Below are 25,234 nucleotides of genomic sequence, written 5' to 3'. Positions count from 1 at the left end.
ATATTCCTCACGCTGCTGGTATGATGCGCGGCTTTTTCCGGCCCACCACAATTTTCCAGGCGCTTGCGACGGTCTGTGCTTTGCTGTTGAGGTCGATACATTCACGGCGCCACGCGCGCCACGGGGAGCAGACATGCTGGAAAGGCTGTTTCAACTCAAGGCACACAACACCAACGTGCGCACCGAGATTCTGGCGGGCATCACGACTTTCTTGGCCATGGCCTACATTCTGTTCGTCAACCCGAGCATTCTCGGCGAGACCGGCATGGACAAGGGCGCGGTGTTTGTCGCCACCTGTCTGGCTGCCGCGATCGGTTCGACAATCATGGGCCTGATCGCCAACTACCCGATTGCACTCGCACCGGGCATGGGCCTGAACGCCTTCTTTACCTACACCGTCGTCCTGCACATGGGCCACACCTGGCAAGTCGCGCTGGGTGCGGTGTTTATCTCGGCCGTGTGCTTCTTCCTGCTGTCGATCTTCCGCATCCGTGAATGGATCATCAACAGTATCCCGCTGCCGCTGCGTTCTGCGATTGCTGCCGGTATCGGCCTGTTCCTGGCGCTGATCGCCCTGCACAACGCCGGCATCGTGGTCAGCAACCCGGCAACCATGGTCGGCCTCGGTGACTTGAAAGCCCCGGCACCGATCCTCGCCACCCTCGGCTTCGCCCTGATCGTCGCGCTCGAAGCGTTGAAAGTGCGCGGTGCGGTGCTGATTGGCATTCTGGCAGTGACCATTATTTCCATCGTGATGGGCTTCACCCCGTTCAACGGCGTGACCTCGATGCCACCCTCGCTGGCGCCGACCTTCATGCAACTGGACATCAAAGGCGCACTGGACATCGGTCTGGTCAGCGTGATCTTCGCCTTCCTGTTCGTCGACCTGTTCGACAACTCCGGCACCCTGATTGGCGTCGCCAAACGTGCCGGCCTGATGGGCAAGGACGGCCACATGCCGAAAATGGGTCGCGCACTGATCGCCGACAGCACCGCGGCCATGGCCGGCTCCCTGCTGGGCACGTCGACTACCACCAGTTACATCGAGTCCGCAGCCGGCGTCAGTGCCGGCGGCCGTACAGGCCTGACTGCCGTGGTTGTCGCAATCCTGTTCCTGCTGGCGCTGTTCTTCTCGCCTCTGGCGGCCAGCGTTCCAGCATTCGCCACCGCGCCAGCGCTGCTGTTCGTCGCCGTGTTGATGACTTCGGGCCTGGCGGAAATAGACTGGGACGACATCACCGTCGCCGCGCCGGTTGTCGTGACCGCGCTGGCCATGCCGTTCACTTACTCGATCGCCAACGGCATCGCCTTCGGCTTCATCTCCTGGACCGTGATCAAACTGCTGTCCGGCCGTGCCCGTGAGCTGAACCCGGCGCTGGTGATCCTGTCGATTCTGTTCGTGATCAAGTTGGGTTGGTTCAACGCATGACATTCGATTCCCAGGCTTACGCCGAGCAACTTGAAGCCAAGGTCACGCGTTTGCGGGACCTGCTGGCACCATTCGATGCCCCCGAGCCGACCGTGTTCGACTCGCCGTTGCAGAACTTCCGTCTGCGCGCCGAATTCCGCCTGTGGCGCGAGGGCGGTGATCGGCATTACGCAATGTTCGCTCAGGACGACAAACGCACGCCGATCCTGATCGAAGAATTCCCGATTGCCAGCCTGCGCATCAACCAGTTGATGCCGCAGCTGAAAGCGGCGTGGCAGGCCAGTTCGGCATTGAGCCACAAGCTGTTTCAGGTTGAATTCCTGACCACGCTGTCCGGCGATGCAATGATCACCCTGTGCTACCACCGTCCACTGGACGCGCACTGGCAGGCTGCTGCAACTCAGTTGTCGGCAGATCTGGGCGTCAGCATCATTGGTCGTTCGAAAGGCAAACGCGAAGTGCTTGGCCTCGATTACGTGGTCGAGAAACTTGACGTCGGCGGTCGCACGTTCAGCTATCGCCAGCCGGAAGGCGCGTTCACCCAGCCGAACGGCACCGTGAACCAGAAGATGCTCAACTGGGCGTATGAAGCACTCGGCGATCGCACTGACGACTTGCTGGAGCTGTATTGCGGCAACGGCAACTTCACCCTGCCGCTCGCCACCCGCGTGCGCAAAGTGCTGGCCACCGAAATCAGCAAGACCTCGGTCAACGCGGCACTGAGTAACCTCAGCGAAAACGCTGTGGATAACGTCACCCTGGTGCGTTTGTCCGCCGAAGAACTGACCGAAGCGCTCAACGAAGTGCGCCCGTTCCGTCGCCTGCAAGGCATCGACCTGAAGAGCTACGAGTTCGGCAGCGTCTTCGTCGACCCGCCACGCGCCGGTATGGACCCGGACACCTGCGAGCTGACCCGGCGTTTCGACAACATCCTGTACATCTCCTGCAACCCGGAAACCCTGGCGGCCAACATCGCCCAGTTGCACGACACGCACCGCATCACCCAGTGCGCATTGTTCGACCAGTTCCCGTGGACGCATCACATGGAATCGGGTGTGTTACTGACCCGGCGTTGAGTGCAGTAGCCTGATACGAAAAAGCCGTCGTGATTGACGGCTTTTTTGTGGGTGCTCGAAAAGATCGCAGCCTTCGGCAGCTCCTACAGGGAAATGCATTCCTATGTAGGAGCTGCCGCAGGCTGCGATCTTTTGATTTGTGCGATCACCGAACATAAAACGCCACCGCCATTTTTGTTCAATTGACCATGGTAACCATCTAGTACATTTTATCTCCACAGGCCGAAACCTCTGGCCAAAGCCAAAAACAATAAGTGGAGTTACCCCTCATGCCCCCTATCGTTCTGGTGCTCAACGGCCCGAACCTGAACCTGCTCGGCACCCGCGAGCCGGCGACTTACGGTTACGAAACCCTGGCGGATATTTCGGCGTTATGCGGACGTGCGGCTGAAGAATTCGGCCTGGCGGTGGAGTTTCGCCAGACCAATCACGAAGGCGAGCTGCTCGACTGGATTCACGCGGCTCGCGGTCGTTGCGCCGGGATCGTGATCAATCCGGCGGCGTGGACACACACTTCGGTAGCGATTCGCGATGCGCTGGTCGCCAGCGAGTTACCGGTGATCGAAGTGCATCTGTCCAACGTCCACGCCCGCGAGCCGTTTCGTCATCACTCGTTTGTCTCGGCGATCGCCACGGCAGTGATGGCCGGGTTTGGCAGTCATGGCTATCGACTGGCACTGGAACATTTCAGTCAGCGGCTGAAGGGGTGAATCGTATGTCCCGTGGCAACGTAATACTCGCCGGACTGATCGGCGCCGGTATTCAGGCTTCACGCACGCCGGCACTGCATGAACATGAAGGCGATGCGCAAGACATGCGCTACCTGTATCGATTGATCGATCTCGATCAATTGAAAATGGACAGCAGCGCCCTGCCCGACCTGCTGCTGGCGGCCGAGCGGATGAACTACACCGGGTTGAACATTACCTTTCCGTGCAAGCAGGCAATCATCCCGCTGCTCGATGAATTGTCAGCGGAAGCCCGCTGCATCGGCGCCGTGAACACTGTGGTGTTGAGGGACGGCAAACGTGTCGGGCACAACACCGATTGCCTCGGTTTCGCCGAGGGTTTTCGCCGTGGCTTGCAGGACGCCGCCCGTGAGCGTGTGGTCCAGATGGGCGCCGGCGGCGCAGGCGCGGCAGTGGCCCACGCCCTGTTGAGCGAAGGCGTGCAGCAGTTGAGCATTTTTGATGTCGACACTGCGCGCGCAGAAAGTCTGGCGAACAACCTCAATCAGCATTTCGGCTTCGGTCGTGCGGTGGCCGGGCATGATCTGCCGAGTACGCTGAATCTGGCCGACGGTCTGGTCAATACCACGCCGATGGGCATGGCCAAACTGCCGGGCATGCCGGTGCCGGTCGAGCTGCTGCGCAAGGAATTGTGGGTGGCGGAGATTGTGTATTTCCCGCTGGAAACCGAGCTGCTGCGCAACGCCCGCGCGCTGGGTTGCCGGACGCTGGATGGCGGCAACATGGCGGTGTTTCAGGCGGTGAAGGCGTTTGAATTGTTCAGCGGCGTGGTGCCGGATGCGCAGCGGATGCTCGCGCATTTTCACAGCATGAATGGTTAAAAACCTGTAGGAGTGAGCCTGCTCGCGATGGCGTACCGTCAGCCAACACATCAGTTTCCTGACACACCGCTATCGCGAGCAGGCTCACTCCTACAAAAGCAGCGTCAGGCTTGCAGGTAACGCAGCACCGACTCGCAAATCATCTCGCGATGACGCTGCTTGATGCTTTCATCCGGCAGATCAATCTGAAAGATCTCGCCAAATGTGTGCCGGTTCGACACGCGATAGAAGCAGAACGAGCTGATCAACAAATGCACATCCAGCGCATCGAGCCCCGCACGGAACACACCTTCATCAGCACCGCGACGCAGAATCTCACCCAGTGAATCGAGGATGGTGTTGTTCATCGCCTTGATCGCATCGGAACGCTTCACGAATTCAGCGTTGTGAATATTTTCGATGCTGACAATGCGCACGAAATCGACATTGCGGTCGTGGTGATCGAAGGTGAATTCGACCAGTCGGCGAATCGCCTCCACCGGCGGCAACTCGGCCAGGTGCAGACGGTTTTCGGTGTTGCGGATATCGCCGTATAGCTTCTCCAGCACCTCGACGTACAGCTGCTCCTTACTGCCGAAGTAGTAATAGATCATGCGCTTGGAGGTGTGAATGCGCTCGGCAATCGCGTCGACGCGGGCACCGGACAAGCCCTGCTGGACGAACTCGACGATCGCCTCCTGCAGGATGTTCTCGCGGGTCTTTTCCGGGTTGTTCTTGCGACTCTTGCGCGGCTCTACAGCGGACACTTCAGGAGCTGCGGTAAGTTCTGTATTCATCGTCATTGCGGGCTCACGGCCATCACTGCACAGGCGGCGATTATGGGCCGCGCCGCACAGTGAAGGAAGCCGCGCGAGCCGTGTTTAATCCCGCGTTTACGAATTTCCTACAACTTCGCCTGGCGAACGGCGCCACTGCGTGATTTGGCCATCGCCGCCAGACGCACCGCTACGTTCGCCGCACCGTAACCGGCATAGCCGTTCTTGCGCTGGATAATCTCGAAGAAGAAGCGCCCTTCGAACGGCTCGGTGTAGACGTGAAACAACTCGCCGCCCTGCGCGTCACGATCGTAGAGCACGTTGTAATACGCCAGCTCGCTGAGAAATTCGTCGTCGAAATCAAAGCGTGCAGCGAGATCGTCGTAATAGTTGAGCGGGATATCCAGCAGCGGCACGCCGGCTTCTTTGGCGCGACTGACTTCGGCGAAGATGTCGTCACAATCGAAGGCGATGTGATGCACACCGGAACCGCGGTAACTCGACAGCGCGTGGGAAATGGCGGTGTTGCGGTTCTCGGAAATGTTCAGCGGCAAGCGGATCGAGCTGTCGCGACTGCGCAGTGCGCGGCTCTTCACCAAACCGTACGGGTCGGGCAACACAACTTCGTCGTCCGCCTCGAAATCCAGCAGGCTCTTATAGAACAACACCCAACTGTCGAGACTGTCGGCCGGCAACGCCATCGCCATGTGGTCGATGCGCTTGAGGCCGCCACGGGACGGGGCATCCGCCAGCAGATTGAAATCGGTACCGTAGACATCGGCCTGTTCATCCACCAGATAAATCAGGCTGCCGTCGGGAGCGCGTACTGCCGCCAGTTCCAGCTCGTTGGGGCCGACCAGTCCGCGATAGGGCTGACCTTTGTAAGCCACGGCGCGGGCCAAAGCACTGGCGCTGTCCTTGACCCGCACAGCGGTAGCGCACAACGACGGGCCGTGGGCTTCGAAGAAGCTGTGCGCAAAAGAATAAGGCTCGGAGTTGAGGATCAGGTTGATGTCGCCCTGACGCAGCAGGCTCACGCTCTTGGAGCGATGCTGCCCGGCCTTGACGAACCCGAGGCGCTCCAGCCAGTTCGACAGCTTGGCGCCGAGGCTTTCATCGACGGCAAACTCAAGAAACTCGATGCCGTTATATTCGCTAGCCTTCGGCGTTTCAAAAAGGATTTCACGGTTGGCCACAGGCGTCGCTTCCTGTTCCAGACGCTGGCGAGTCTTCTCTTCCAGATACAGCAGCGAACGCAAACCGTCAGCGGCATTCGCCCGTGGCGGTGCGGCGCGGAAGCCGTCGTTGAAGATTTCCAGCGACAGCGGCCCGGTGTAACCGCTCTGGATGATCGGCGCGAGGAAACCCGGCAGATCGAATTCGCCCTGCCCCGGGAAGCAGCGGAAATGCCGGCTCCACTCCAGCACGTCCATGGCCAGAATCGGCGCGTCAGCCATTTGCACGAAAAAGATCTTGTCGCCGGGAATATCGGCGATTGCGCGGGGATCGCCCTTCAACGACAGCGTATGGAAGCTGTCGAGCAAAACCCCAAGGCTTGGGTGATCAGCCTGACGCACGATGTCCCAGACCTGTTGATAAGTGTTCACATGACGGCCCCACGCCAGCGCTTCGTAACCAATGCGCAAGCCACGCGCACCGGCGCGTTCGGCCAGCAGGCGCAGGTCATCGATTAGAATTTGTTGATCGCCGACGCTGTCGGCCGAGGCGTTGCTGCAGACCAGCACCAGGTCGGTGCCGAGTTCCTGCATCAGGTCGAACTTGCGTTCGGCGCGCTCAAGATTGCGTGCCAGGCGATCGCGGCGGCAGCCTTCGAAATCGCGGAACGGCTGGAACAGGGTGATGGCGATGCCGAGGTCGGCGCACATCTGTTTAATTTCCCGTGGACTGCCGTCGTAGTACAGGAGGTCGTTTTCGAATATCTCCACCCCGTCGAACCCGGCGGCGGCAATGGCTTCAAGTTTTTCCGGCAGGGTGCCGCTCAAGGAAACGGTGGCAATGGAACGCTGCATGCTTCAACTCCCGGACTGCGCCGCTTTAATGTAGGAGCTGCCGCAGGCTGCGATCTTTTGATCTTGAAAAAGCAAAGATCGCAGCCTGCGGCAGCTCCTACATGGGATGGGTTTTTATAGTAGGGAAATTATTGGCTGCATCACTGCGCACAGCAATTTAAAGTGTACTACCCGGTTAGTTTTGCGTGCGATTATCGAACACAATGGCGGTTTGGCGAATTGACGATTTTTCGTCCACTGCCCAACATCGACCGCACATTGAGTCCGGATCTGAACCACCGGTCGCAGCGTGCACAGAAAAAAGCACACCAAATAACAAATCCAAAAACGGGTGGAACACATGATTCCTTCACAGACTTCCCGCATGGCCCCGGCCATGAGCACTGCCTCAGGTGGCATCGGCGACAAGATCCGCGGCGCCATGGCCGTCGGCAAGACCCGTTGGGGCATGCTGGCGCTGGTGTTTTTCGCCACCACCCTGAACTACATCGACCGCGCCGCCCTCGGCGTCATGCAGCCAATCCTCGCCAAGGAAATGAGCTGGACGGCGATGGATTACGCCAACATCAACTTCTGGTTTCAGGTCGGCTACGCGATCGGTTTCGTCCTGCAAGGTCGACTGATCGACCGGGTCGGCGTCAAACGCGTGTTCTTCTGCGCCGTGCTGCTGTGGAGCCTGGCCACCGGTGCCCACGGTCTGGCGACATCGGCCGTCGGTTTCATGGTCTGCCGGTTCATCCTCGGCCTGACGGAAGCGGCGAACTACCCGGCCTGCGTGAAAACCACGCGCCTGTGGTTCCCGGCCGGCGAACGTGCAGTCGCCACCGGCATCTTCAACGCCGGCACTAACGTCGGCGCGATGTTCACGCCGATGTTGCTGCCACTGGTCCTGCACGTCTGGGGCTGGCAAGCGGCGTTCCTGTGCATGTCGGCACTCGGCGGCATCTGGTTGCTGTTCTGGGGCTTGAAATACTTCAACCCGGAAGATCACCCGAGCGTCAAGCAATCCGAACTGGACTACATCCAGCAGGAAGTCGAACCGGAGCAGGCCCGCGTACCGTTCTCGAGAATCCTGCGCATGCGCGGCACTTGGGCCTTCGCCATCGCTTATGCGCTGACCGCGCCGGTGTTCTGGTTCTACCTGTACTGGCTGCCGCCGTTTCTCAATCAGCAATACAACCTGGGCATCAACGTCACCCAGATGGGTATTCCGCTGATCATCATCTACGTCACGGCGGACTTCGGCAGCGTCGGTGGCGGGATTCTGTCTTCGTTCCTGATCGGTCGCGGGATGAACTCGATCAAGGCGCGGCTGCTGTCGATGTTGCTGTTCGCCTGCTGCATCATCGGCGTGATCATGGCAGCTGGCTCGGCCAATCTGTGGGTGGCGGTGGCGGCGATTTCTCTGGCGATCGGCGCGCATCAGGCCTGGACCGCGAACATCTGGAGCCTGGTGATGGACTACACGCCCAAGCACATGATGAGCACGGTGTTCGGTTTCGGCGGCATGTGCGCAGCGATCGGCGGGATGTTCATGACCCAGATCGTCGGCCATATCCTTACCGTCACCAACAACAACTACACCGTGTTGTTCACCCTGATTCCGGCGATGTACTTCATTGCGCTGACCTGGATGTACTTCATGGCCCCGCGCAAAATCCCGACCGTCACCGAATAAACCCATGCAGGAGCTGCGGCACGCTGCGATCTCTTGATCTTGAAGATCAAAAGATCGCAGCCTCGTTTCACTCGTCAGTCCTACAGGGGTTTGTGTTTTCGGCTTTGCTGCCACGCTGCTGCCAGTCCACTGCAGCAGATCACCGCGATACCGATGATCGTCAACAGACTCGGCGTGTGATTGAACAGCAGCCAGCCCAACAACCCCGCAAACACGATCTGGCAATAACCGAACGGCGCCAGCAGCGCCGGTGCGGCATGGCGGAATGCCTGGGTCAGGAACAAATGCGCGGTCATCCCGCAACTGCCCAGCGCCAGCATCAGCCCGGCATGGGTCAGCGTCGGCACTTGCCAGAAGAACGGCACCAGCGCACTCATCACCAGCGTGTTACACAACCCGGCGAAAAAGTTACTGGTGGTCGGGCTGTCCACCTCTGCCAGCTTGCGCGTGAGCAACTGATAGAAACAGAAAAACAGCGCCGAGCAGAACGGCAAAAGCACCGCAGGAGTGAACAGTTCACCGCCCGGATGAACGATGATCAGCACGCCGATAAAACCGCAGATCACCGCGATCCATTGGCCGCGCGTCACGCGCTCCTTGAGCAGCGGCACTGACAATGCCGTGACCAATACTGGCGCAAGAAAGTTGACCGCCGTGGCTTCCGCCAGCGGGATGTACAGCAGCGCCGTGGTGAAAAACAGGCTGGTGCCGAGTAGGCAAAGTGCCCGAACCAGCTGCCATAACGGCTTCTTGGTACGTAGGACGCGCAATCCCGACTGCGGCAGAAAAATCCCCGCCATCAGCAAGGTGTGCACCAGATAGCGCGCCCACACCACCCATCACGATCGGGTAGAAACCGGACAGGTATTTCGACAGTGCGTCGTGACTGGAAAACAGAAAGGTCGCCACGACGATCAGCAAGATGCCCTTGAAGGGTTGATTGACACCGGAGAGCGGGGTGCTGACGGTCATTGGGTTTCCTTGTGGTGCCGAAAAAGATCAAAAGCTTCGCGGGCAAGCCTTGCTCCTACAGGGGTTGGGTAAACCCCGTAGGAGCAAGGCTTGCCCGCGAACAGGTGCGCAGCACCGCTTACAGTCGCGCCAACAACGCTCGAGTTTTATCAATCGCCATCTGCGCCCGCTGCAATCCGCTCACGCCCTGCTCCAGCAATTTCAGCGTGGGAATTTCCAGGCTCAGTGGAATATTAGTCGGCAGCGCTTTCAACAACCCGAGCAGATCGCAATCGCCCTCGCCGGGAAACCGTCGCTCGTTGCGCGCCTGACGCAAGATCTCGGCCATGTCTGACGGCCTCGGCCCCGCGACATCACATAATTGCGCATATCGCAGGCGCGACGCAGGCACATCTGCCAGATCCTCCAGCCGTGACGCCGAACGATCAAAATGAAACGCGTCGACCAGCACCGCAGCATTTTCCCGATCAGCGTTTCCAACAATGCGTAGCGCTTGCTCAAGATTGCGCGCATCCGTCCAAGGCATGAACTCCAGATGCGGATGCAACCCGTACGGCGCCGCCAGATCACACAGCGCCGCAAAATTATCGGTAAGCCGCTGCTCGTCAGGATCGTTACCGGCGACCAGCAATTCAGTAGCGCCAAATTCCGCACCGACCGTAAGAAGTTTCTCGAAGTCGGCCACCACGGTTTGCGGTTTCAGACGGAGGATTTCCACGTCGAGCACACGGATACCGCTATCGCGCAACTGCGCCAACGTCCGACGACGCAAGTCGCCATCGGCTACCAATGGAAAGTGATATTCCTCAGGCGTTGCCGGTTCCAGGCGCAAACCGACATGGCTATAACCGGCGCGTGCAGCGACTTCGACCATTTGCGGTGGCGACAACTCCAGCACGGTAAGGCTGGCCAGGGACAGGATGCGTTCGCTCATGTTCAAGCCTCGATCAGTGCAGGGGCGCAAGCACGGCCGGTAGCGGCGGCGGCGCGAATGGCTTCAATCAGTGCAAGGGTGCGGGCGGCGTCGGCCGCACTGACCAGCGGCTCGACTTCACGCCGCACCACGCGTACGAAATGCTCTAACTGCAAACGTAAAGCGTCGTCACCGCTGTAGGACTCTTGCACCACCTGTAACGGTTCATGCCAACCGGCATCCACCTGATCAGCGGCGTAATGCCAGTGCTTGAGCTGCGGAATACTCAATGCGCCGGCGGTCCCGGCCAGCAAGTAACACGGCTGATCGGCCTGACGCGGATACACCGGGTTTTCGCCGGAGTCCAGCTCCCAACTCCACGGCGCGGCGACCGCATCCGAACCGCTCAACGTACCCAATGTGCCGCCCGCGAATTGCAGCAACACCGCTGCGCTGTCTTCATTGGCAAAACCCCGCACAGCGTTGTCGGTGAACGCTTGCACCGAGCGCACTTCACCGCACAGATGCCGGAGCAAATCGAGGTCGTGGATCAGGTTGGTCAGCAACATGCCCGCCCCCGGTTCACGACGCCACGGGATCTCGAAATAGCTGTCCGGTTTGCGCAACTGGAACAGCGCGGTAACCGTGGTCAGACGCCCGAGCGCGCCGCTCTGCACCAGTTCATGGGCACGCACGATCAGCGGATTGTGCCGTCGGTGATGACCGACCAATACCGGCACGCCACTGCTTTTGACCGCCGCGACCAACACGCGCGCTTCATCGAGGTGCACGCCGACCGGTTTTTCCAGCAACACCGGTACGCCCGCCGCGAGGCAATCGAGGGCCGTGCTGACATGTTGAATATTCGGATTGGCGACGATCACCGCGTCTGGCCTGATCTGCTCGAGCATCTGACGGTGATCAGCGAAATGCCTTACACCCCACTCAGCCGCCAGGGCTGCGGCTTGCGACCCAGGATCAGCCACTGCGCACAGCGTCGCTTCGCTCAGGGTTTGCAAGTGTCGATAATGTTGCTGGCCCATGTTGCCGGCGCCGATCAGGGCGATTCGAAGGGGCGAATTCAAGGCGCGATCCTCTTGTGATTGTTATTGGAATACCACTCCAGCAACAATTTAGAACCGAGTTCCAGAATCAAAAACCCGCCAATCCGAAAACCGTGCGAACACCGCACAACTTTTCCCCTGTAGGAGCTGCCGCAGGCTGCGATCTTTTGATGCTGTCTTTAAAAAAAACATCAAAAGATCGCAGCCTGCGGCAGCTCCTACAGGGGATTGTGGCTATTAGATGAACAGTTCCGAGGCCAGGCTGGCTGCTGATAATTCTTTGGTGAATGTCAGCAACAGCGGCGCCAGTTCATGCAGGCGTGCGCCCGGCATGCGCGCACTGGGGCCGGCGATACTCAGCACGCCGATCACTCGACCATCCGTAGGATGTTTCACCACCGCGGCAATGGCCGAAGTGCCGACCGCCGAGCTTTCTTCAACGCAGGCATAACCCTGTTCACGGGCCAGGCGCAGGCGTTCCAGCAATTCGATATTCGAACGCGGCGCATTCGGCCCGACACCCGCCGGCACCTCCGCCGCCTGACGTTCGACCATCGACAGCGCCTCGGCGTCGGTCATGCACGCCAGCCACGCATGCCCGGACGCGGTGTAGAACAGCGGCGCATCGCGGCCCATGTCCGGGTCATAGCGCAGACCGGTGCGCGCGCCTTGCGCTTTGGCAATCCAGGTTTGGCGCTCGCCGTCGATCACGCCCAGGCGCACCAGCTCGCCGCTCTCTTGCGCCAGCCGATCAAGCACCGGCTGAACGATGTCGGCACCGCTGCTCGACAAGTATTGAAAGCCCATCGCAACCAGTTTGGTCGACAGGTGATAACGCAGGGTCTCCGGATTCTGCCGCACGTAGCCCAGGCGGATCAGCTCGGCGAGCAAGCGATGCGTTGCGCTCTTGGGGATGTCCAGTTGCTCGGCCAGCGTCTGCATCGGCAGCCCGCGCGGATCACTGGTGAGGCTTTCCAGCACGCTGAAAACCCGTTCGATTTGACTGCCGGCCATGGAGAAATCCAAATGAAATTTCGCCGATTCTAGAAGACATCCTCGGCAAAGCGAAATCTGCAACCGCCCGTTCGATAACCGCCCGCTTTGTCGGCTCAAGACTTGTCGAGCGCTGCCGCCACTGGTTATTTTCTGGAATCAAATTCCAAAAACAATTCAGCGCTGGAGCCTTGTTTGATGTCTGTCGAACTTCCCGAAATCGACTGCGATGTGTTGGTCGTCGGCTCCGGCGCCGCCGGGTTGTCGGCGGCCGTCACTGCGGCGTGGCATGGCCTGAAGGTTATCGTCGTGGAAAAAGATCCGGTCTTCGGTGGTGCTACCGCGTGGTCGGGCGGCTGGGCGTGGGTGCCGTGCAATCCACTGGCACGTCGGGCCGGCATCATCGAAGACGTCGAACAACCGCGCACCTATTTGCGCCATGAACTGGGCGAGCATTTCGACCCGGCAATGATCGACGCCTTCCTGACCGCCGGGCCACGCATGGTGGCGTTTTTCGAGCAGCACACCGTCCTGCAATTTGCCGACGGCAACGCCATTGCCGACATTCATGGCGACACGCCGGGCGCTGGCACCGGTGGACGTTCTGTCATCGCCGCCCCTTACGACGGACGCAAAGTTGGGCGCTTGCTTAAGCGTCTTCGTACAACAATGCGCGAAACGTCCTTCATGGGCATGCCGATCATGGCCGGCGCGGATCTTTCGGCTTTCCTCAATTTGACCCGTTCGCTGAAAGCGGCGTGGCATGTGACGCGACGTTTTACCCGGCACCTGCTCGACCTCGCGGTTCACGGCCGGGCAATGCAACTGGTCAACGGCGTGGCGCTGGTCGCGCGACTGGCGAAATCCGCCGAAGACCTCGGCGTATTGCTGTGGCATTCGGCGCCAGTTACCGAATTGCTGCGCGACGACAATCGTGTTTCAGGAGCCTTGATCAACAGCGGTAAAGGCCCGATCCGCATCCGTGCGCGCAAAGCCGTGGTACTCGCGGCGGGAGGCTTCGCCAACGATATCGAACGGCGCAAAGCCCTGTTCCCACGCACGCCAACCGGCCACGAGCATTGGGCGCTGCCACCGCTGGCCGTCAACGGCGATGGCCTGCGCCTGGGGGAAAGCGTCGGCGCGCGGGTCAACACCGATGTCGCTTCACCGGTGGCGTGGGCACCGGTGTCGCAAGTGCCACATTCCGACGGCAGCACCGGCCATTTCCCACACATCATCGAGCGCGGCAAACCCGGAATCATCGGTGTGCTGCGCAACGGTCAGCGCTTCGTCAACGAAGCCAATGGTTACTACGACTATGTCAGCGCCATGGTTGCCGCCGCGCCGGAAGGCGAAGAAGTCGCCTCGTGGCTGATCTGCACCCACGCCTTTCAACGGCGTTATGGCCTTGGCATATCGAGGCCGTTTCCGCTGCCGGTGTCAGAATTTATCCGCAGCGGCTATCTGAAAACCGGTAACAGCGTTGAAGAATTGGCCAGTGCTTGCGGCATCGACCCGGGCGGCTTGCGCCAGACTCTCGACGATTACAACCGCCATGCACGCAACGGCGAAGACCCGCAATTCGGGCGCGGCTCAACACCTTACAACCGCAAACAGGGTGACCCGGCGAACCTGCCCAACCCCTGCGTTGCCCCGATAGACACCGGCCCATTCTATGCCGTGAAAGTACAACCAGGATGCTTCGGCACTTTTGCCGGCCTCAAGGTCAACCCACACGCGCAAGTGCTCGACGCCAACCAACACCCTATCGCCGGGCTGTATGCAGCGGGCGGCGACATGGCCAGCATCATGGGCGGCCACTACCCGGCGGGCGGAATCAACCTCGGCCCGGCGCTGACGTTCGGCTACATCGCCGCCCGGCACATCGCCGGCATCACTGCTTTCGAACAGGAGATCGACCATGCAGCACATCGTTAATGCCCAGGGTTTGAACATGCCGAAACTCGGCCTCGGCACCTGGCCGATGCTCGGCGACGAATGCACCCGCGCCGTCGAGCAGGCGCTGGAACTCGGTTATCGCCACATCGACACGGCAGCGGCCTACAACAATGAAGATGCGGTCGGACAAGCGCTGGCGAATACGCCGACACCGCGCGAGCAGATCCATGTCACCAGCAAAGTCTGGTGGGATCAGCTGCAACCCGATGCCATGCGCCACTCCATGGCGCGCAGCCTCAAAGCCTTGCGCAGCGACTACGTCGATTTGTTCATGATCCACTGGCCGAGTACTGACTGGGATGTACCCCGTACGCTCGAAACATTGGCGTCATTCAAGGAACAGGGGTTGGCCCGCAACATCGGCGTGGCAAATTTCCCCCTGCCGCTGCTGCGCAAAGTCGTCGAGGAATACGGGATTGGTCTGTCAGCGATTCAGGTCGAGTACCACGTTCTCCTCGGCCAAAACGCCCTGCTCGACTACGCCCGCCAACACGACATGGCACTGACGGCCTACACCCCGTTGGCGCGCAACAAAGTCTCGGACATCCCGCAGATCCAACAGATCGCGCAAAAGCACGGGGTGCTGCCGACCCAGGTCGCCTTGAAATGGTTGCTCGATCAGCCCAACGTTGCGGCCATTCCCAAGGCCAGCAGCCAGACCAATCAACTGGCCAACCTGGCCTCGCTGAAGGTCGAGCTCGACGATGAAGACCGCGCATTGATTGCCGCCCTGCCGAAAAATCAACGCCAGGTCAGCCCGGATTTCGCGCCTGAATGGGATGCCTTTGATCGCTGATCGATGACCTGCTGAAAGAAACCCGCCACCGGATTGAATTCGCGGGCCGGGTGATCGTCAATAACAGGCCGACCTCGTCTGCACGAGGCCGGGCCTGTTTGCGTGTGGCCAATAGACGGACGACCGGACTGGCGCCACACTCACACACCAGCAACACTCATCACCACGTGCTATTCACCCGATACAAACAGAGGATTCCCACATGCTATGGAAAAAAGGCCGACGCAGTGACAACGTCGTCGATGCCCGTGGTGATGATGCCGGCGGTGGCGGCGGCATGCGCTTCGGCGGCGGCAAAGGCCTGAGCCTGGGCGCGATCCTGCTGATCGTCGGGATCGGCTGGATCACCGGGCAGGATCCATTGCAGATCCTCGGCCAGCTCGCCGGGCAATCCACCCAGCAAGCGGCGCCGACCTCGCAAACCCGTCAGGCGCCGCCGGCCAATGATGAGCAAGCCGAATTCGTCCGTTCGATCCTCGGTGATACCGAAGACACCTGGGGCGCGATTTTCCAGCAGGCCGGGCGCCAATACAAAGACCCGACGCTGGTGCTGTTCAGCAATCGGGTGAATTCCGCCTGCGGCCTGGCAACGTCCGCCACCGGCCCGTTCTACTGCCCGGCTGACCAGAAGGTCTATCTGGACATGGCCTTCTTCCAGGAAATGGCGCAACGCTTCAAGGCTGCCGGCGACTTCGCGCAGGCCTACGTGATCGCGCACGAAGTCGGACACCATGTACAGACGCTGCTCGGCGTCTCGGCGAAAATTCAGACAGCCCGCCAGCAAGGTCGGCAGATGGAAGGCGACGGCGGTTTGTTGGTGCGTCAGGAATTGCAGGCCGACTGTCTCGCCGGCGTCTGGGCCTACAGTGCGCAGAAGCGCCTGAACTGGCTGGAACCGGGTGACATCGAAGAAGCCTTGAACGCGGCCAACGCCATCGGTGATGATCGCCTGCAACAACAGGGTCAGGGGCGTGTGGTGCCAGACTCGTTTACCCACGGTACGTCGGCGCAAAGGGTGCGCTGGTTTAAAACCGGATTCGCGCAGGGCCAGGTCGGCCAGTGCGACACCTTCGCGGCGAAAAACCTGTAAATGCATAAATGGCTTTTGGCGTTACTGATTGTTGGCAGCACTGCGCAAGCCGCCGGTGTCGATGCAATCAGCCCCGGTCGCTTGCAACTCAAGGCCGGGGAAATGGCAGTGGGCATCGGCCCCGCGCCGGAGAAGATCGAGCGCGTGCTGATCGTCATTCATGGCCGTTTGCGCAACTCGGAAACCTATCGCAAAAGCGCCGAGAGCGCGGCTGAATTGGCCGGGCAAAGTGCGCACACGCTGGTGATCGCACCGCAGTTTCTCAATGAAAGTGATGTCGCTCTGTACTCGCTACCTGCGACGTTGCTGCGCTGGCAAGGCAACGAATGGATGGGCGGTGGTTTATCCACAGGCCCGAACCCGTTGAGTTCCTATGCGGCACTGGACGAAATCGTCGCGCGGATCAGCGATCGCAAACAGTTTCCCGACGTGAAGCAGATCGTTATTTTCGGTCACTCTGGCGGCGGTCAGGTGGTGCAGCGTTATGCCCTGCTGGCCAAGGATCAGCCTGCGCTGAAGGACAACGGCATTCGCTTGCGCTACGTGGTCGCCAATCCGTCCTCCTATGCGTACTTCAATGAACAGCGGCCGGTGGCGTTCGATCATGCCAAGTGCGTGGGTTTCAATCGCTGGAAGTACGGTCTGACAGACATGCCGGTGTACGCCGGTGGGCAAACACCGTTGCAGCTTGAGAGCAGTTACGTCAAACGCGAGATGATTTATCTGCTGGGGCAGCAGGACATCGATCCCAAGCATCCGGCGCTGGACAAGCGATGTGAAGCCGAGGCGCAAGGTGCCTATCGTCTGGAGCGTGGGAAGTTGTACTTCGGCTATTTACTGCGCCGCCATCCGGAAGGGGTGAATCAGCGGCTGGTTGAAGTGCCCGGGGTCGGGCATAACGGCGATGGCATGCTGACCTCGCCGGAGGGGCAGAAGGCGTTGTTTGAATAAGTCCTGTATTGAATGATCTGCCGCCATCGCTGGCAAGCCAGCTCCCACAGTGGGTTGTGTCGCACACATTTTGCATCCACTGAAAATCCCTGTGGGAGCTGGCTTGCCAGCGATGAGGCCATATCAAACAACCGAAATGTCAGGTAAACAACATCCTGCGCAACTCGACACAATCCCTGGCATGCCAATCGGTCAACTCAGGCCACGGGTTATCCGGCAAATTCACCAACACCGTCCGCGCCCCCGCCGCTCGCCCGCAATCCAGATCAAAGCGGTAATCACCGACCATCACCATCTCGCTGGCCGCCACATCCCAGGCCTCTGCCAACTTCAGCAATCCACCCGGGTGCGGCTTCGGTGGCGCTTCGTCGCGGCCCAGCACATCGTCCACCGCAAAGCAGTCAGCCAAACCAATCGCCTCCAGCGTCACATGCGCCAACTCCCGCGCATTGCGGGTGAGGATGCCGAGGCGATAACCGCGCGCGTGCAGTTCACGCACCAATTCCACCGCCCCGGTCGCCGGGGTCGAGCCCAGCGCCAGATCGCGTTCGTGCTCAAGCAACCACGCATGTTTGGCCGCCGCCTCATCCGCCGGCAACGCGGCGAGATGCGTAAGGATGTCGTCCTGCGGCGGAATCGCCAATGCCACGCGAATCGCCGCAAAATCATGCACGGCGACGGTCAGCGTGCCGTCCATGTCGAACACCCAATGGCGAACGTCGCTCAGGCTCATGCCCAATCCTTGCGATGACGAATCAGGCCTTCCTGCGTCACCGACGCGACCAGTTGCCCGGCGCGGTTGTACACGCTGCCACGGGAAAAACCACGGGAATTGCCAGCCCACGGACTGTCCATCGCGTAGAGCAACCAGTCATCGGCGCGCAGATCGTTGTGGAACCACAGCGCGTGATCGAGGCTGGCGACCTGCATGTCCTTCTGCCACACCGATTTGCCGTGGGGCAGCATCGAGGTGGTCAGCAGGCCGAAGTCCGAGGCGTAGGCCAGCAAGTATTTGTGCAGCGCCGGGATGTCGGCCAGCGCACCGTCTGCACGGAACCACACGTACTTCACCGGATCGGCCGGTTGCGGGTTGTACGGGTCTTTTTCGGTGACCGGGCGCACTTCGATCGGCTTCGGGCACAGCAGCTTTTCACGCATGTGCTCGGGGATCAGTTGCGCGCGTTGCTGAAACAGCTCCAGCTCCGACGGCAAGTTTTCCGGGCCGACCACAACAGGCATCTGACTCTGGTGTTCGAAGCCGGCTTCGTCGTACTGGAACGAAGCGCTGCAGGTAAAAATCGGATGGCCCTTCTGGATCGCCGTGACGCGGCGGGTGCTGAAACTGCCGCCATCGCGCACGCGATCAACCGAATAAACCACTGGCAATTTGGCGTCGCCCGGACGCAGGAAATAACCGTGCATCGAGTGCACGTGGCGCGCTTCTTCAACCGTCTGACTGGCCGCCGACAGCGACTGACCGAGCACCTGACCACCGAACAACTGACGGAAACCCAAGTCCTGGCTACGGCCACGGAACAGGTTTTCTTCGATCGGTTCCAGGGTCAGCAGGTCGACCAGATCTTCCAACACTTGGCTCATTCAGACTCTCCTCACACAAAGCTATGCCGCGCAGTCTTGGCTGCGGCGGGCGATTCAGGTTCTGGCACGGGCCAATGATTTGGCGGCCATTGTAAACGTCCGTGTCGGCTTAGCCATGCAAGGTTTGCAGCCATTGTTCCCGGGTGATGCGGTACAGCACATGCCTGCGCAACGGATGATCGGCGGCAAGTTTGGGATGATTGAAATCATCGTCCGGGGCGTGATGCATGCCAATCGCCTGCATGACCTTCTCCGAAGGCAGATTGGTTTGCGCGGTGAAGGAGACGATTTCCTTCAAGGCCAAGCGGTCAAAGCCGCAACGCAGAGCGGTCCACGCCGCTTCACTGGCATAACCGAGCCCCCAATGTTCCTTGGCCAGACGCCAGCCGATCTCCACCGCCGGGGTGAACGGCGCGTCGAACCCGACCACGCCGAGCCCGGTGAAACCGATGAATTCGCCGCTGTCCTTACGCTCCAGCGCCCACAAGCCGAAACCGTGCTCGGCAAAATGCCCGCGCACGCGGCCGATCATCGACGCGCTTTCCAGTCGGCTCAAGGGTGCCGGAAAGTAGCGCATCACCTGCGGATCGGCGCACATCGCCGCAAATGCCGGCAAATCCTCGTCCTGCCACTGACGCATCACCAGCCGCGCGCTTTGCAGTTCCAGTATCGGCTCCATCGTGCCCCTCCGTTTCCATGCCGCAAGTCTACATCGCTGGTAGGATCCTTCACTCTTTCCTACGTTCCTACATGAAACCGACATGCCATTGCCGCTGATCTACCACGAAGACTACAGCCCCGAGTTTCCGGCGGATCACCGCTTCCCGATGGACAAGTTTCGTCTGCTGCGCGATCACTTGGTCGACAGCGGTCTGACCCGCGATGCTGACCTGCTGCGCCCCGAGATCTGCCCCAACGACATCCTCGCCCTCGCCCATGACCGTGCGTATATCGAACGCTACATGAGCGGCGAGTTGTCCCGCGAAGACCAACGGCGCCTCGGCCTGCCATGGAACGAAGCCTTGGCGCGACGTACGGTGCGCGCGGTTGGCGGTTCGATCCTGGCGGCGGAACAAGCCCTGGAGCATGGCCTGGCCTGTCACTTGGCCGGCGGCACCCATCACGCGCATTACGACTATCCGGCGGGCTTCTGCATCTTCAATGACCTGGCGATCATCAGCCATTACCTGCTGCAAAGCGGCCGGGTCAATCGCGTGCTGATCTTTGACTGCGATGTGCATCAGGGCGACGGCACGGCGCGGATTCTTCATGACACGCCGGAGGCGATTACCGTTTCCCTGCACTGCGAGAAGAACTTTCCTGCACGCAAAGCCGAAAGTGACTGGGACATTCCACTGCCCAAAGGCATGGGCGATGGCGATTATTTGAAGGTGGTCGACGACACGCTCAACTATTTGCTGCCGCTGTATCAACCGGATCTGGTGCTGTATGACGCCGGTGTTGATGTACATAAGGACGACGCCCTCGGTTATCTGCAACTGACCGACGAAGGCGTCGCTGCTCGCGATGAGAGCGTGATGCGTCATTGCCTGGGCCGCGACATTCCGGTGATGAGCGTGATTGGCGGCGGTTACAGCAAGGATCGCCACGCCCTCGCCCGCCGCCATGGCATCCTCCATCACAGCGCGCAGCGGGTCTGGCAGTCACACGGTTGTCATTGAGCTGTGCTGCGTTACCCACAATCGCTGTGGAACTGCCTGTGGATAACCTGCGTGAAAGAGCCTACAGCCCATACCGCTTATGGCCTGCAGCGCACTGATCATTTTTCAACCAACATTCTGAGCCAACACTATCCTGTAGCAGTGAGCCTGCTCGCGATAGCGTCAGCACCTTCAACATTAACTTGGCTGACACACCGCTATCGCGAGCAGGCTCACTCCTACAAAAGAGCTGCGCTGTTAGAATGCGCGGCTTATCCCGCCATACCGCAGCGCACGCCATGACCCAGAACTCCGCCTCCTCCCCCGCTCACGTCGCCATCATCGGCGGTGGCCCTGCCGGCCTGATGGCCGCCGAAGTGCTGAGCCAGGCCGGAATCCGCGTCGATCTGTACGACGGCATGCCCTCGGTGGGCCGCAAATTCCTCCTGGCTGGCGTTGGCGGGATGAACATCACCCACTCCGAAGCGTACCCGGCGTTCCTCTCGCGCTACGCCGAACGCGCACCGCAAATCGCCCCGCTGCTGCGCGGCTTCGATGCTGACGCGTTGTGTAAATGGATTCACGATCTCGGTATCGAAACCTTTATCGGCAGCTCCGGCCGCGTATTCCCTACCGACATGAAAGCCGCGCCGCTACTTCGCGCCTGGCTCAAGCGTCTGCGCGACAGCGGCGTAGTTATCCACACCCGCCATCGCTGGCTCGGCTGGGATGAACACGGTGCGCTGCGCATCGACAGCCCGGAAGGTGAAATCACCGTCAAACCCGACGCCACCCTGCTCGCCCTCGGCGGCGGCAGTTGGTCGAGGCTCGGTTCCGACGGAGCCTGGATGCTGCCACTGGAGCAACGCGGTGTAGGACTTGCGCCGCTGCAGCCAAGTAATTGTGGCTTCGAGGTGCAGGCCTGGAGCGAATTGATGGTCAGCAAATTCGCCGGCGCGCCGCTGAAAAATATCGCCATTGGTTTGAACGATGACATTCCGCGCTTGGGTGAATGCGTGATCACCGCGACCGGGATTGAAGGCAGTCTGATTTACGCGCTGTCAGCGCCGATTCGTGAGGCGATCAATCAGTATGGCGCGGCGGTTGTTCACATCGATCTGCTGCCCGGCCGGCCTGTGGATAAGTTACAGGCGGGATTGAGCAAGCCACGCGGTTCGCGTTCGATGGCCAAGCATCTGCACAGCCAGGTCGGGATTGATGGGGTGAAAGCGGCGTTGCTGCGTGAGCTGACCGATGCTGCGACTTTCGCCGATCCGGCGCTGTTGGCCCGGGCGATCAAGGCGTTGCCGCTGACCTTGGTGAAAACGCGGCCGCTGGACGAAGCGATCAGCAGTGCCGGTGGCGTGACGTTTGAGGCGATGGATGAGCGCTTGATGCTCAAGGCCTTGCCGGGGGTGTTCTGTGCGGGGGAGATGCTCGATTGGGAAGCGCCGACGGGCGGCTATCTGCTGACTGGCTGTTTCGCCAGCGGCCGGGCGGCAGGGTCGGGGATCCTACAGTGGCTCAAACACCCTAACCCTGTAGGAGCTGACGAGTGAAACGAGGCTGCGATCTTTTGATCTTCGGCAATCAAGATCAAAAGATCGCAGCGTGCCGCAGCTCCTACAGGAGTTACGGTTTGCGCTTACGAGGGCCGGTGTTAAATACCGGCACCTTGCGCACAGGCTTGATCGAAGGCTCCGGCGCCTGCGTCTCGCCGCTATCCACCCATTTGCCCAGATTACGCTTGCCGCCACCGCCAGATGCTTTCGGCTTCTTCGGTTTCTTCGGCTTCTTGATCACCTGACCGCTGGCGTCGGTGTCCGGCACGCGGTGCTCAGGTTCGAAGTCCGGTTCGTTCTGACGCTTCAAGGTCTGGCGCGTCAGCATTTCAATCGCCGACAACATGTTCACTTCATCCGCACACACCAGCGAGATCGCCTCACCGGTTGCACCCGCACGGCCGGTACGGCCGATACGGTGGATGTAGTCTTCGGCCACGATTGGCAGATCAAAGTTGATCACCAACGGCAAATCTTCAATATCCAGACCACGGGCAGCAACATCCGTCGCCACCAGAATCTGCACTTCACTCAACTTGAAACGATCCAGCGCACGCTGACGAGTCGCCTGCGGTTTGTCACCGTGGATACCGTCGGCGTTCACACCCAGACCCTGAAGTTTTTCCACCAGCGCATCGACGCCGTTGCGGGTCTTGGCGAACACCAGCACCTGCTTCCACTTGTTCTTGCGCATCAGGTGCACGAACAGTTCGGCCTTGCGCTTCTTGTCCACCGTGACGATCCACTGCTTGACGGTGTTGGCGGCGACGTTGCGCGGGCTGACTTCAATGCTCAGCGGATCGTTGAGCATCTGCCCTGCCAGCAGGCGGATGTCATCGGAGAAGGTCGCGGAGAACAGCAGGGTCTGGCGCTTCTTCGGCAGCATGCGATAAATATTCGCCAGTTCTTCAGAGAAGCCCAGGTCGAGCATGCGATCGGCTTCATCCAGCACCAGAGTCTGCAACTGATCGAGTTTCAGCGCGTTCTGGCGGAACAGGTCAATCAGGCGACCCGGCGTGGCGACCAGCACATCGACGCCGCCGCGCAGCTTCATCATTTGTGGGTTGATGCTGACGCCGCCGTAAACCGCATAAGTGCGCAGCGGCAGGTTTTCGGCGTACTGGCGCACAGACTCATGAACCTGCTCGGCCAGCTCGCGGGTCGGCACCAGAATCAGCGCACGCGCCGAGTTGGCAGCGACTTTCGGCCCTTCCATGCTCAGCAACTGCAACAGTGGCAAGGCGAAACCGGCGGTTTTGCCGGTGCCCGTCTGGGCGGCGGCCATCAGGTCGCGACCGGCCAGAACGGCCGGGATGGCTTGCGCCTGCACCGGCGTCGGGGTCTGGTAGCCGAGCGTCTCAAGGGAGCGCAGCAAGGGTTCGATCAGGCCAAGGGTGGCGAAAGTCATGGGAGTACCGTAGGAAAAGATGACGCGGGCATGCAATGCCGCGCAGTTTACCCTAATTCGTACGCGTTTCTGTGGGAACGGCTGTCGACGCCACGACTGGCGGCTGTGCTGGCCGGCGCCACTGCGGCAAGCCAATCAGCACCACGGCGCTGATGATCACCAGCATCGCCAGCGCTTCTTCGATGCCGATGGTCTCGCCGACAAACACGATCCCGAGCAACACCGCGACAGCCGGATTGACGTAGGCATAACTGGTCGCCGCCGCCGGGCGCACGTGCTTGAGCAGGTACATATAAGAGTTGAAGGCGATGATCGAGCCGAAGAAGATCAGGTACGCCAGCGCCAGCCAGCCTTCAATCGGCGGCAGCGCTTGCAAGTGTTCACCACTGACGGCGCTACCCATCAGCAGCACCACACCGCCAACCAGCATTTCCACCGCACTGGCCATCGCCCCCTGCGGCAACGGCAAATGTTTGCTCCACACCGAACCGAACGCCCAGGTCGCCGCCGCAAAAATCAGCAGCGCTGCGCCCATCGGGCTCGATTGCAGGTTGGAGCCCATGTTGAGCATGGCGATGCCGATGATTCCCAACGCCACTCCGGCCCACTCCAGCCGGGTATTGCGCGCACCCCAGAAATAACCAAACAGCAAAGTGAACAGCGGCACCGTTGCCACCGCCAAGGCCGCGACACCCGAAGCCACGCCGGTGTGCTCAGCCACACTCACCGCGCCATTACCGAAACTGAGCAGCAAAATCCCGATAATCCCCGCCGCTTTCCACTGCGCCCAGGTCGGTGCCGGCGCCCCGCGCCAGCGCAGGAACGCGTACATCAACGTGCCCGCGATCACGAAGCGCACACCACCGAGCATCAGCGGTGGCCAGTACTCAACGCCAATGCGGATTACCAGATAGGTCGATCCCCAAATCACATACAACGCAAAAAACGCGGCGATCAGCGGTAGAGAAAAACGGCGCAAGGCAGACATGAGTGGCTCGACTGTCAGGATCAGGGATTGGATTATTCTAGAAAGGCACACGAGCAAAAATAAGCTACAAAACCTGTTTATCAGGCCGGTACACTTTGGAAATAACGGAGATCGAAGGGTTAAACCACGATTTCGAAAGTCTGGCATTTTCAGGAGTCTGGCCTTGGACAAATACGACCGCATGCTGCTCAGCGCCCTGCTCGAAAATGGCCGTGCGTCTTACGCCGATCTGGCGCGCAAGGTGAACCTGTCAGCGCCCGCCGTGGCCGAGCGCGTGGCCAAGCTTGAGGCAACCGGAGTAATCACCGGATATGAGGCGAAAGTCGACCTGTCGAAAATCGGCTTACCGATCCAGTGCATGATCGAATTGCGTCTGCACCAGAACGGCAGTCAGAAGGTCTACGACGAACTGGTGAAGATCCCGCAACTGACCGAGTGCTTTCGAGTGACGGGCGATCCGTGCGTGATGATGAAAGGCGCGGTGGGTTCAATGCCGGAGCTGGAAGAGCTGATCAACCGCGTGGCGAAATTCGGCTTCAGCAAGACATCGATCGTGCTGTCGAGCGCCATCGAAAAGCGCGTGCCGTTAAGCCATATCGAAAACAACGGAAAGTGAATAAATCGCGTGACCGCCCCTCTCCCTGCACAGAAACAATCTTCCCTCCCTGTAGGAGCTGACGAGTGAAACGAGGCTGCGATCTTTTGATCTTTCACCTCTAGATCAAAAGATCGCAGCCTTC

At 60.2% G+C, this 25,234-nt stretch carries 22 protein-coding genes and 1 pseudogene; 12 read left to right on the top strand and 11 right to left on the bottom strand.

Going from position 1 to position 25,234, the window contains the following annotated elements; all coding sequences use genetic code 11:
* Positions 1-133: 133 nt before the first annotated feature.
* From ACQ4MY_RS25585 to ACQ4MY_RS25570, 4 genes are all read left to right on the top strand, one after another.
* Entirely contained in the window at positions 134-1,429 is a 1,296-nt protein-coding gene (locus ACQ4MY_RS25585) for an NCS2 family permease (RefSeq protein WP_440096883.1), read from the top strand.
* Positions 1,426-2,505 carry a tRNA (uridine(54)-C5)-methyltransferase TrmA gene (gene trmA, locus ACQ4MY_RS25580; protein WP_440096882.1) on the top strand — a complete coding sequence of 360 codons (1,080 nt, stop codon included), beginning with the start codon at positions 1,426-1,428 and terminating at the stop codon, positions 2,503-2,505. Before ACQ4MY_RS25585 ends, trmA begins: the two co-directional genes overlap by 4 nt.
* Before the next feature lie 269 nt (positions 2,506-2,774).
* Positions 2,775-3,215: a type II 3-dehydroquinate dehydratase gene (aroQ, locus tag ACQ4MY_RS25575; protein ID WP_440096881.1), complete on the top strand. Its 441-nt coding sequence runs from the start codon at positions 2,775-2,777 to the stop codon at positions 3,213-3,215.
* 5 nt (positions 3,216-3,220) lie between these two features.
* Positions 3,221-4,075, top strand: coding sequence for a shikimate dehydrogenase (locus ACQ4MY_RS25570; RefSeq protein ID WP_440096880.1), 855 nt, complete (start codon positions 3,221-3,223; stop codon positions 4,073-4,075).
* 104 nt (positions 4,076-4,179) lie between these two features.
* Here ACQ4MY_RS25570 and ACQ4MY_RS25565 read toward each other — a convergent pair whose 3' ends face one another.
* Both ACQ4MY_RS25565 and quiC read right to left on the bottom strand, forming a co-directional pair.
* The gene (locus ACQ4MY_RS25565) at positions 4,180-4,857 is read right to left on the bottom strand and encodes a TetR/AcrR family transcriptional regulator (RefSeq protein WP_150648501.1); all 678 of its coding nucleotides are present in this window, start codon (positions 4,855-4,857) and stop codon (positions 4,180-4,182) included.
* A 101-nt stretch (positions 4,858-4,958) separates the two neighbouring features.
* The gene (gene quiC / locus ACQ4MY_RS25560) at positions 4,959-6,860 is read right to left on the bottom strand and encodes a 3-dehydroshikimate dehydratase QuiC (protein WP_440096879.1); all 1,902 of its coding nucleotides are present in this window, start codon (positions 6,858-6,860) and stop codon (positions 4,959-4,961) included.
* Between the two features lie 340 nt (positions 6,861-7,200).
* On the opposite strand from quiC, the gene ACQ4MY_RS25555 reads away from it, so the two are divergent.
* Positions 7,201-8,538 (top strand): MFS transporter, encoded by a 1,338-nt coding sequence (locus tag ACQ4MY_RS25555; protein ID WP_440096878.1) that lies wholly within the window; start codon positions 7,201-7,203, stop codon positions 8,536-8,538.
* Positions 8,539-8,618: 80 nt separating this feature from the next.
* Here ACQ4MY_RS25555 and ACQ4MY_RS25550 read toward each other — a convergent pair.
* From ACQ4MY_RS25550 to ACQ4MY_RS25535, 4 genes and pseudogenes are all read right to left on the bottom strand, one after another.
* Positions 8,619-9,510: pseudogene (locus ACQ4MY_RS25550) on the bottom strand (DMT family transporter).
* A 118-nt stretch (positions 9,511-9,628) separates the two neighbouring features.
* On the bottom strand, positions 9,629-10,444 hold the full coding sequence (locus ACQ4MY_RS25545) for a sugar phosphate isomerase/epimerase family protein (protein ID WP_440096877.1): 816 nt from the start codon (positions 10,442-10,444) through the stop codon (positions 9,629-9,631).
* A 2-nt stretch (positions 10,445-10,446) separates the two neighbouring features.
* Positions 10,447-11,508 carry a Gfo/Idh/MocA family protein gene (locus tag ACQ4MY_RS25540; protein ID WP_440096876.1) on the bottom strand — a complete coding sequence of 354 codons (1,062 nt, stop codon included), beginning with the start codon at positions 11,506-11,508 and terminating at the stop codon, positions 10,447-10,449.
* 216 nt (positions 11,509-11,724) lie between these two features.
* Positions 11,725-12,501 (bottom strand): IclR family transcriptional regulator, encoded by a 777-nt coding sequence (locus ACQ4MY_RS25535; protein WP_008082993.1) that lies wholly within the window; start codon positions 12,499-12,501, stop codon positions 11,725-11,727.
* A gap of 177 nt (positions 12,502-12,678) precedes the next feature.
* Here ACQ4MY_RS25535 and ACQ4MY_RS25530 point away from each other — a divergent pair, with 177 nt between their 5' ends.
* The 4 genes from ACQ4MY_RS25530 to ACQ4MY_RS25515 all read left to right on the top strand — a co-directional run bounded on the left by ACQ4MY_RS25530 (position 12,679) and on the right by ACQ4MY_RS25515 (position 17,276).
* On the top strand, positions 12,679-14,418 hold the full coding sequence (locus tag ACQ4MY_RS25530) for an FAD-dependent oxidoreductase (protein ID WP_440096875.1): 1,740 nt from the start codon (positions 12,679-12,681) through the stop codon (positions 14,416-14,418).
* Positions 14,402-15,235 (top strand): aldo/keto reductase, encoded by an 834-nt coding sequence (locus tag ACQ4MY_RS25525; RefSeq protein WP_440096874.1) that lies wholly within the window; start codon positions 14,402-14,404, stop codon positions 15,233-15,235. The genes ACQ4MY_RS25530 and ACQ4MY_RS25525 overlap by 17 nt, the downstream gene beginning before the upstream one ends.
* Positions 15,236-15,437: 202 nt before the next feature.
* A complete protein-coding gene (gene ypfJ / locus ACQ4MY_RS25520; protein ID WP_440096873.1) occupies positions 15,438-16,325 on the top strand; it encodes a KPN_02809 family neutral zinc metallopeptidase in 888 nt (295 codons plus the stop codon).
* Entirely contained in the window at positions 16,326-17,276 is a 951-nt protein-coding gene (locus ACQ4MY_RS25515) for an alpha/beta fold hydrolase (protein ID WP_440096872.1), read from the top strand. It abuts the gene before it with no gap.
* Positions 17,277-17,415: 139 nt separating this feature from the next.
* Here the strand turns inward: ACQ4MY_RS25515 and ACQ4MY_RS25510 are convergent, their stop codons facing one another.
* The 3 genes from ACQ4MY_RS25510 to ACQ4MY_RS25500 form a co-directional block, all read right to left on the bottom strand.
* On the bottom strand, positions 17,416-18,009 hold the full coding sequence (locus ACQ4MY_RS25510) for an HAD family hydrolase (RefSeq protein ID WP_440096871.1): 594 nt from the start codon (positions 18,007-18,009) through the stop codon (positions 17,416-17,418).
* Positions 18,006-18,875, bottom strand: coding sequence for an acyl-CoA thioesterase II (gene tesB, locus ACQ4MY_RS25505; RefSeq protein ID WP_008082985.1), 870 nt, complete (start codon positions 18,873-18,875; stop codon positions 18,006-18,008). The genes ACQ4MY_RS25510 and tesB overlap by 4 nt, the downstream gene beginning before the upstream one ends.
* 109 nt (positions 18,876-18,984) lie before the next feature.
* Positions 18,985-19,554 carry a GNAT family N-acetyltransferase gene (locus ACQ4MY_RS25500; RefSeq protein ID WP_440096870.1) on the bottom strand — a complete coding sequence of 190 codons (570 nt, stop codon included), beginning with the start codon at positions 19,552-19,554 and terminating at the stop codon, positions 18,985-18,987.
* A gap of 82 nt (positions 19,555-19,636) precedes the next feature.
* Between ACQ4MY_RS25500 and ACQ4MY_RS25495 the strand changes: the two genes are divergently transcribed.
* Together ACQ4MY_RS25495 and ACQ4MY_RS25490 are read left to right on the top strand one after the other, a co-directional pair.
* Positions 19,637-20,557: a histone deacetylase family protein gene (locus tag ACQ4MY_RS25495; RefSeq protein WP_008082982.1), complete on the top strand. Its 921-nt coding sequence runs from the start codon at positions 19,637-19,639 to the stop codon at positions 20,555-20,557.
* A 278-nt stretch (positions 20,558-20,835) separates the two neighbouring features.
* Entirely contained in the window at positions 20,836-22,095 is a 1,260-nt protein-coding gene (locus ACQ4MY_RS25490) for a TIGR03862 family flavoprotein (RefSeq protein WP_440096868.1), read from the top strand.
* 73 nt (positions 22,096-22,168) lie between these two features.
* Here the strand turns inward: ACQ4MY_RS25490 and ACQ4MY_RS25485 are convergent, their stop codons facing one another.
* Positions 22,169-23,506 carry a DEAD/DEAH box helicase gene (locus ACQ4MY_RS25485; RefSeq protein WP_008082980.1) on the bottom strand — a complete coding sequence of 446 codons (1,338 nt, stop codon included), beginning with the start codon at positions 23,504-23,506 and terminating at the stop codon, positions 22,169-22,171.
* Between the two features lie 52 nt (positions 23,507-23,558).
* Positions 23,559-24,494, bottom strand: coding sequence for a drug/metabolite exporter YedA (yedA, locus tag ACQ4MY_RS25480; protein ID WP_440096866.1), 936 nt, complete (start codon positions 24,492-24,494; stop codon positions 23,559-23,561).
* 163 nt (positions 24,495-24,657) lie between these two features.
* Here yedA and ACQ4MY_RS25475 point away from each other — a divergent pair, with 163 nt between their 5' ends.
* Positions 24,658-25,110, top strand: coding sequence for an Lrp/AsnC family transcriptional regulator (locus ACQ4MY_RS25475; RefSeq protein WP_440096865.1), 453 nt, complete (start codon positions 24,658-24,660; stop codon positions 25,108-25,110).
* Positions 25,111-25,234 lie beyond the last annotated feature (124 nt).

Source organism: Pseudomonas sp. SM4 (assembly GCF_051913165.1).
Lineage (GTDB): Bacteria > Pseudomonadota > Gammaproteobacteria > Pseudomonadales > Pseudomonadaceae > Aquipseudomonas.
The sequence above is the reverse complement of the archived record's forward strand: the minus strand, read 5'-3'. Positions and strand labels throughout refer to the sequence as shown.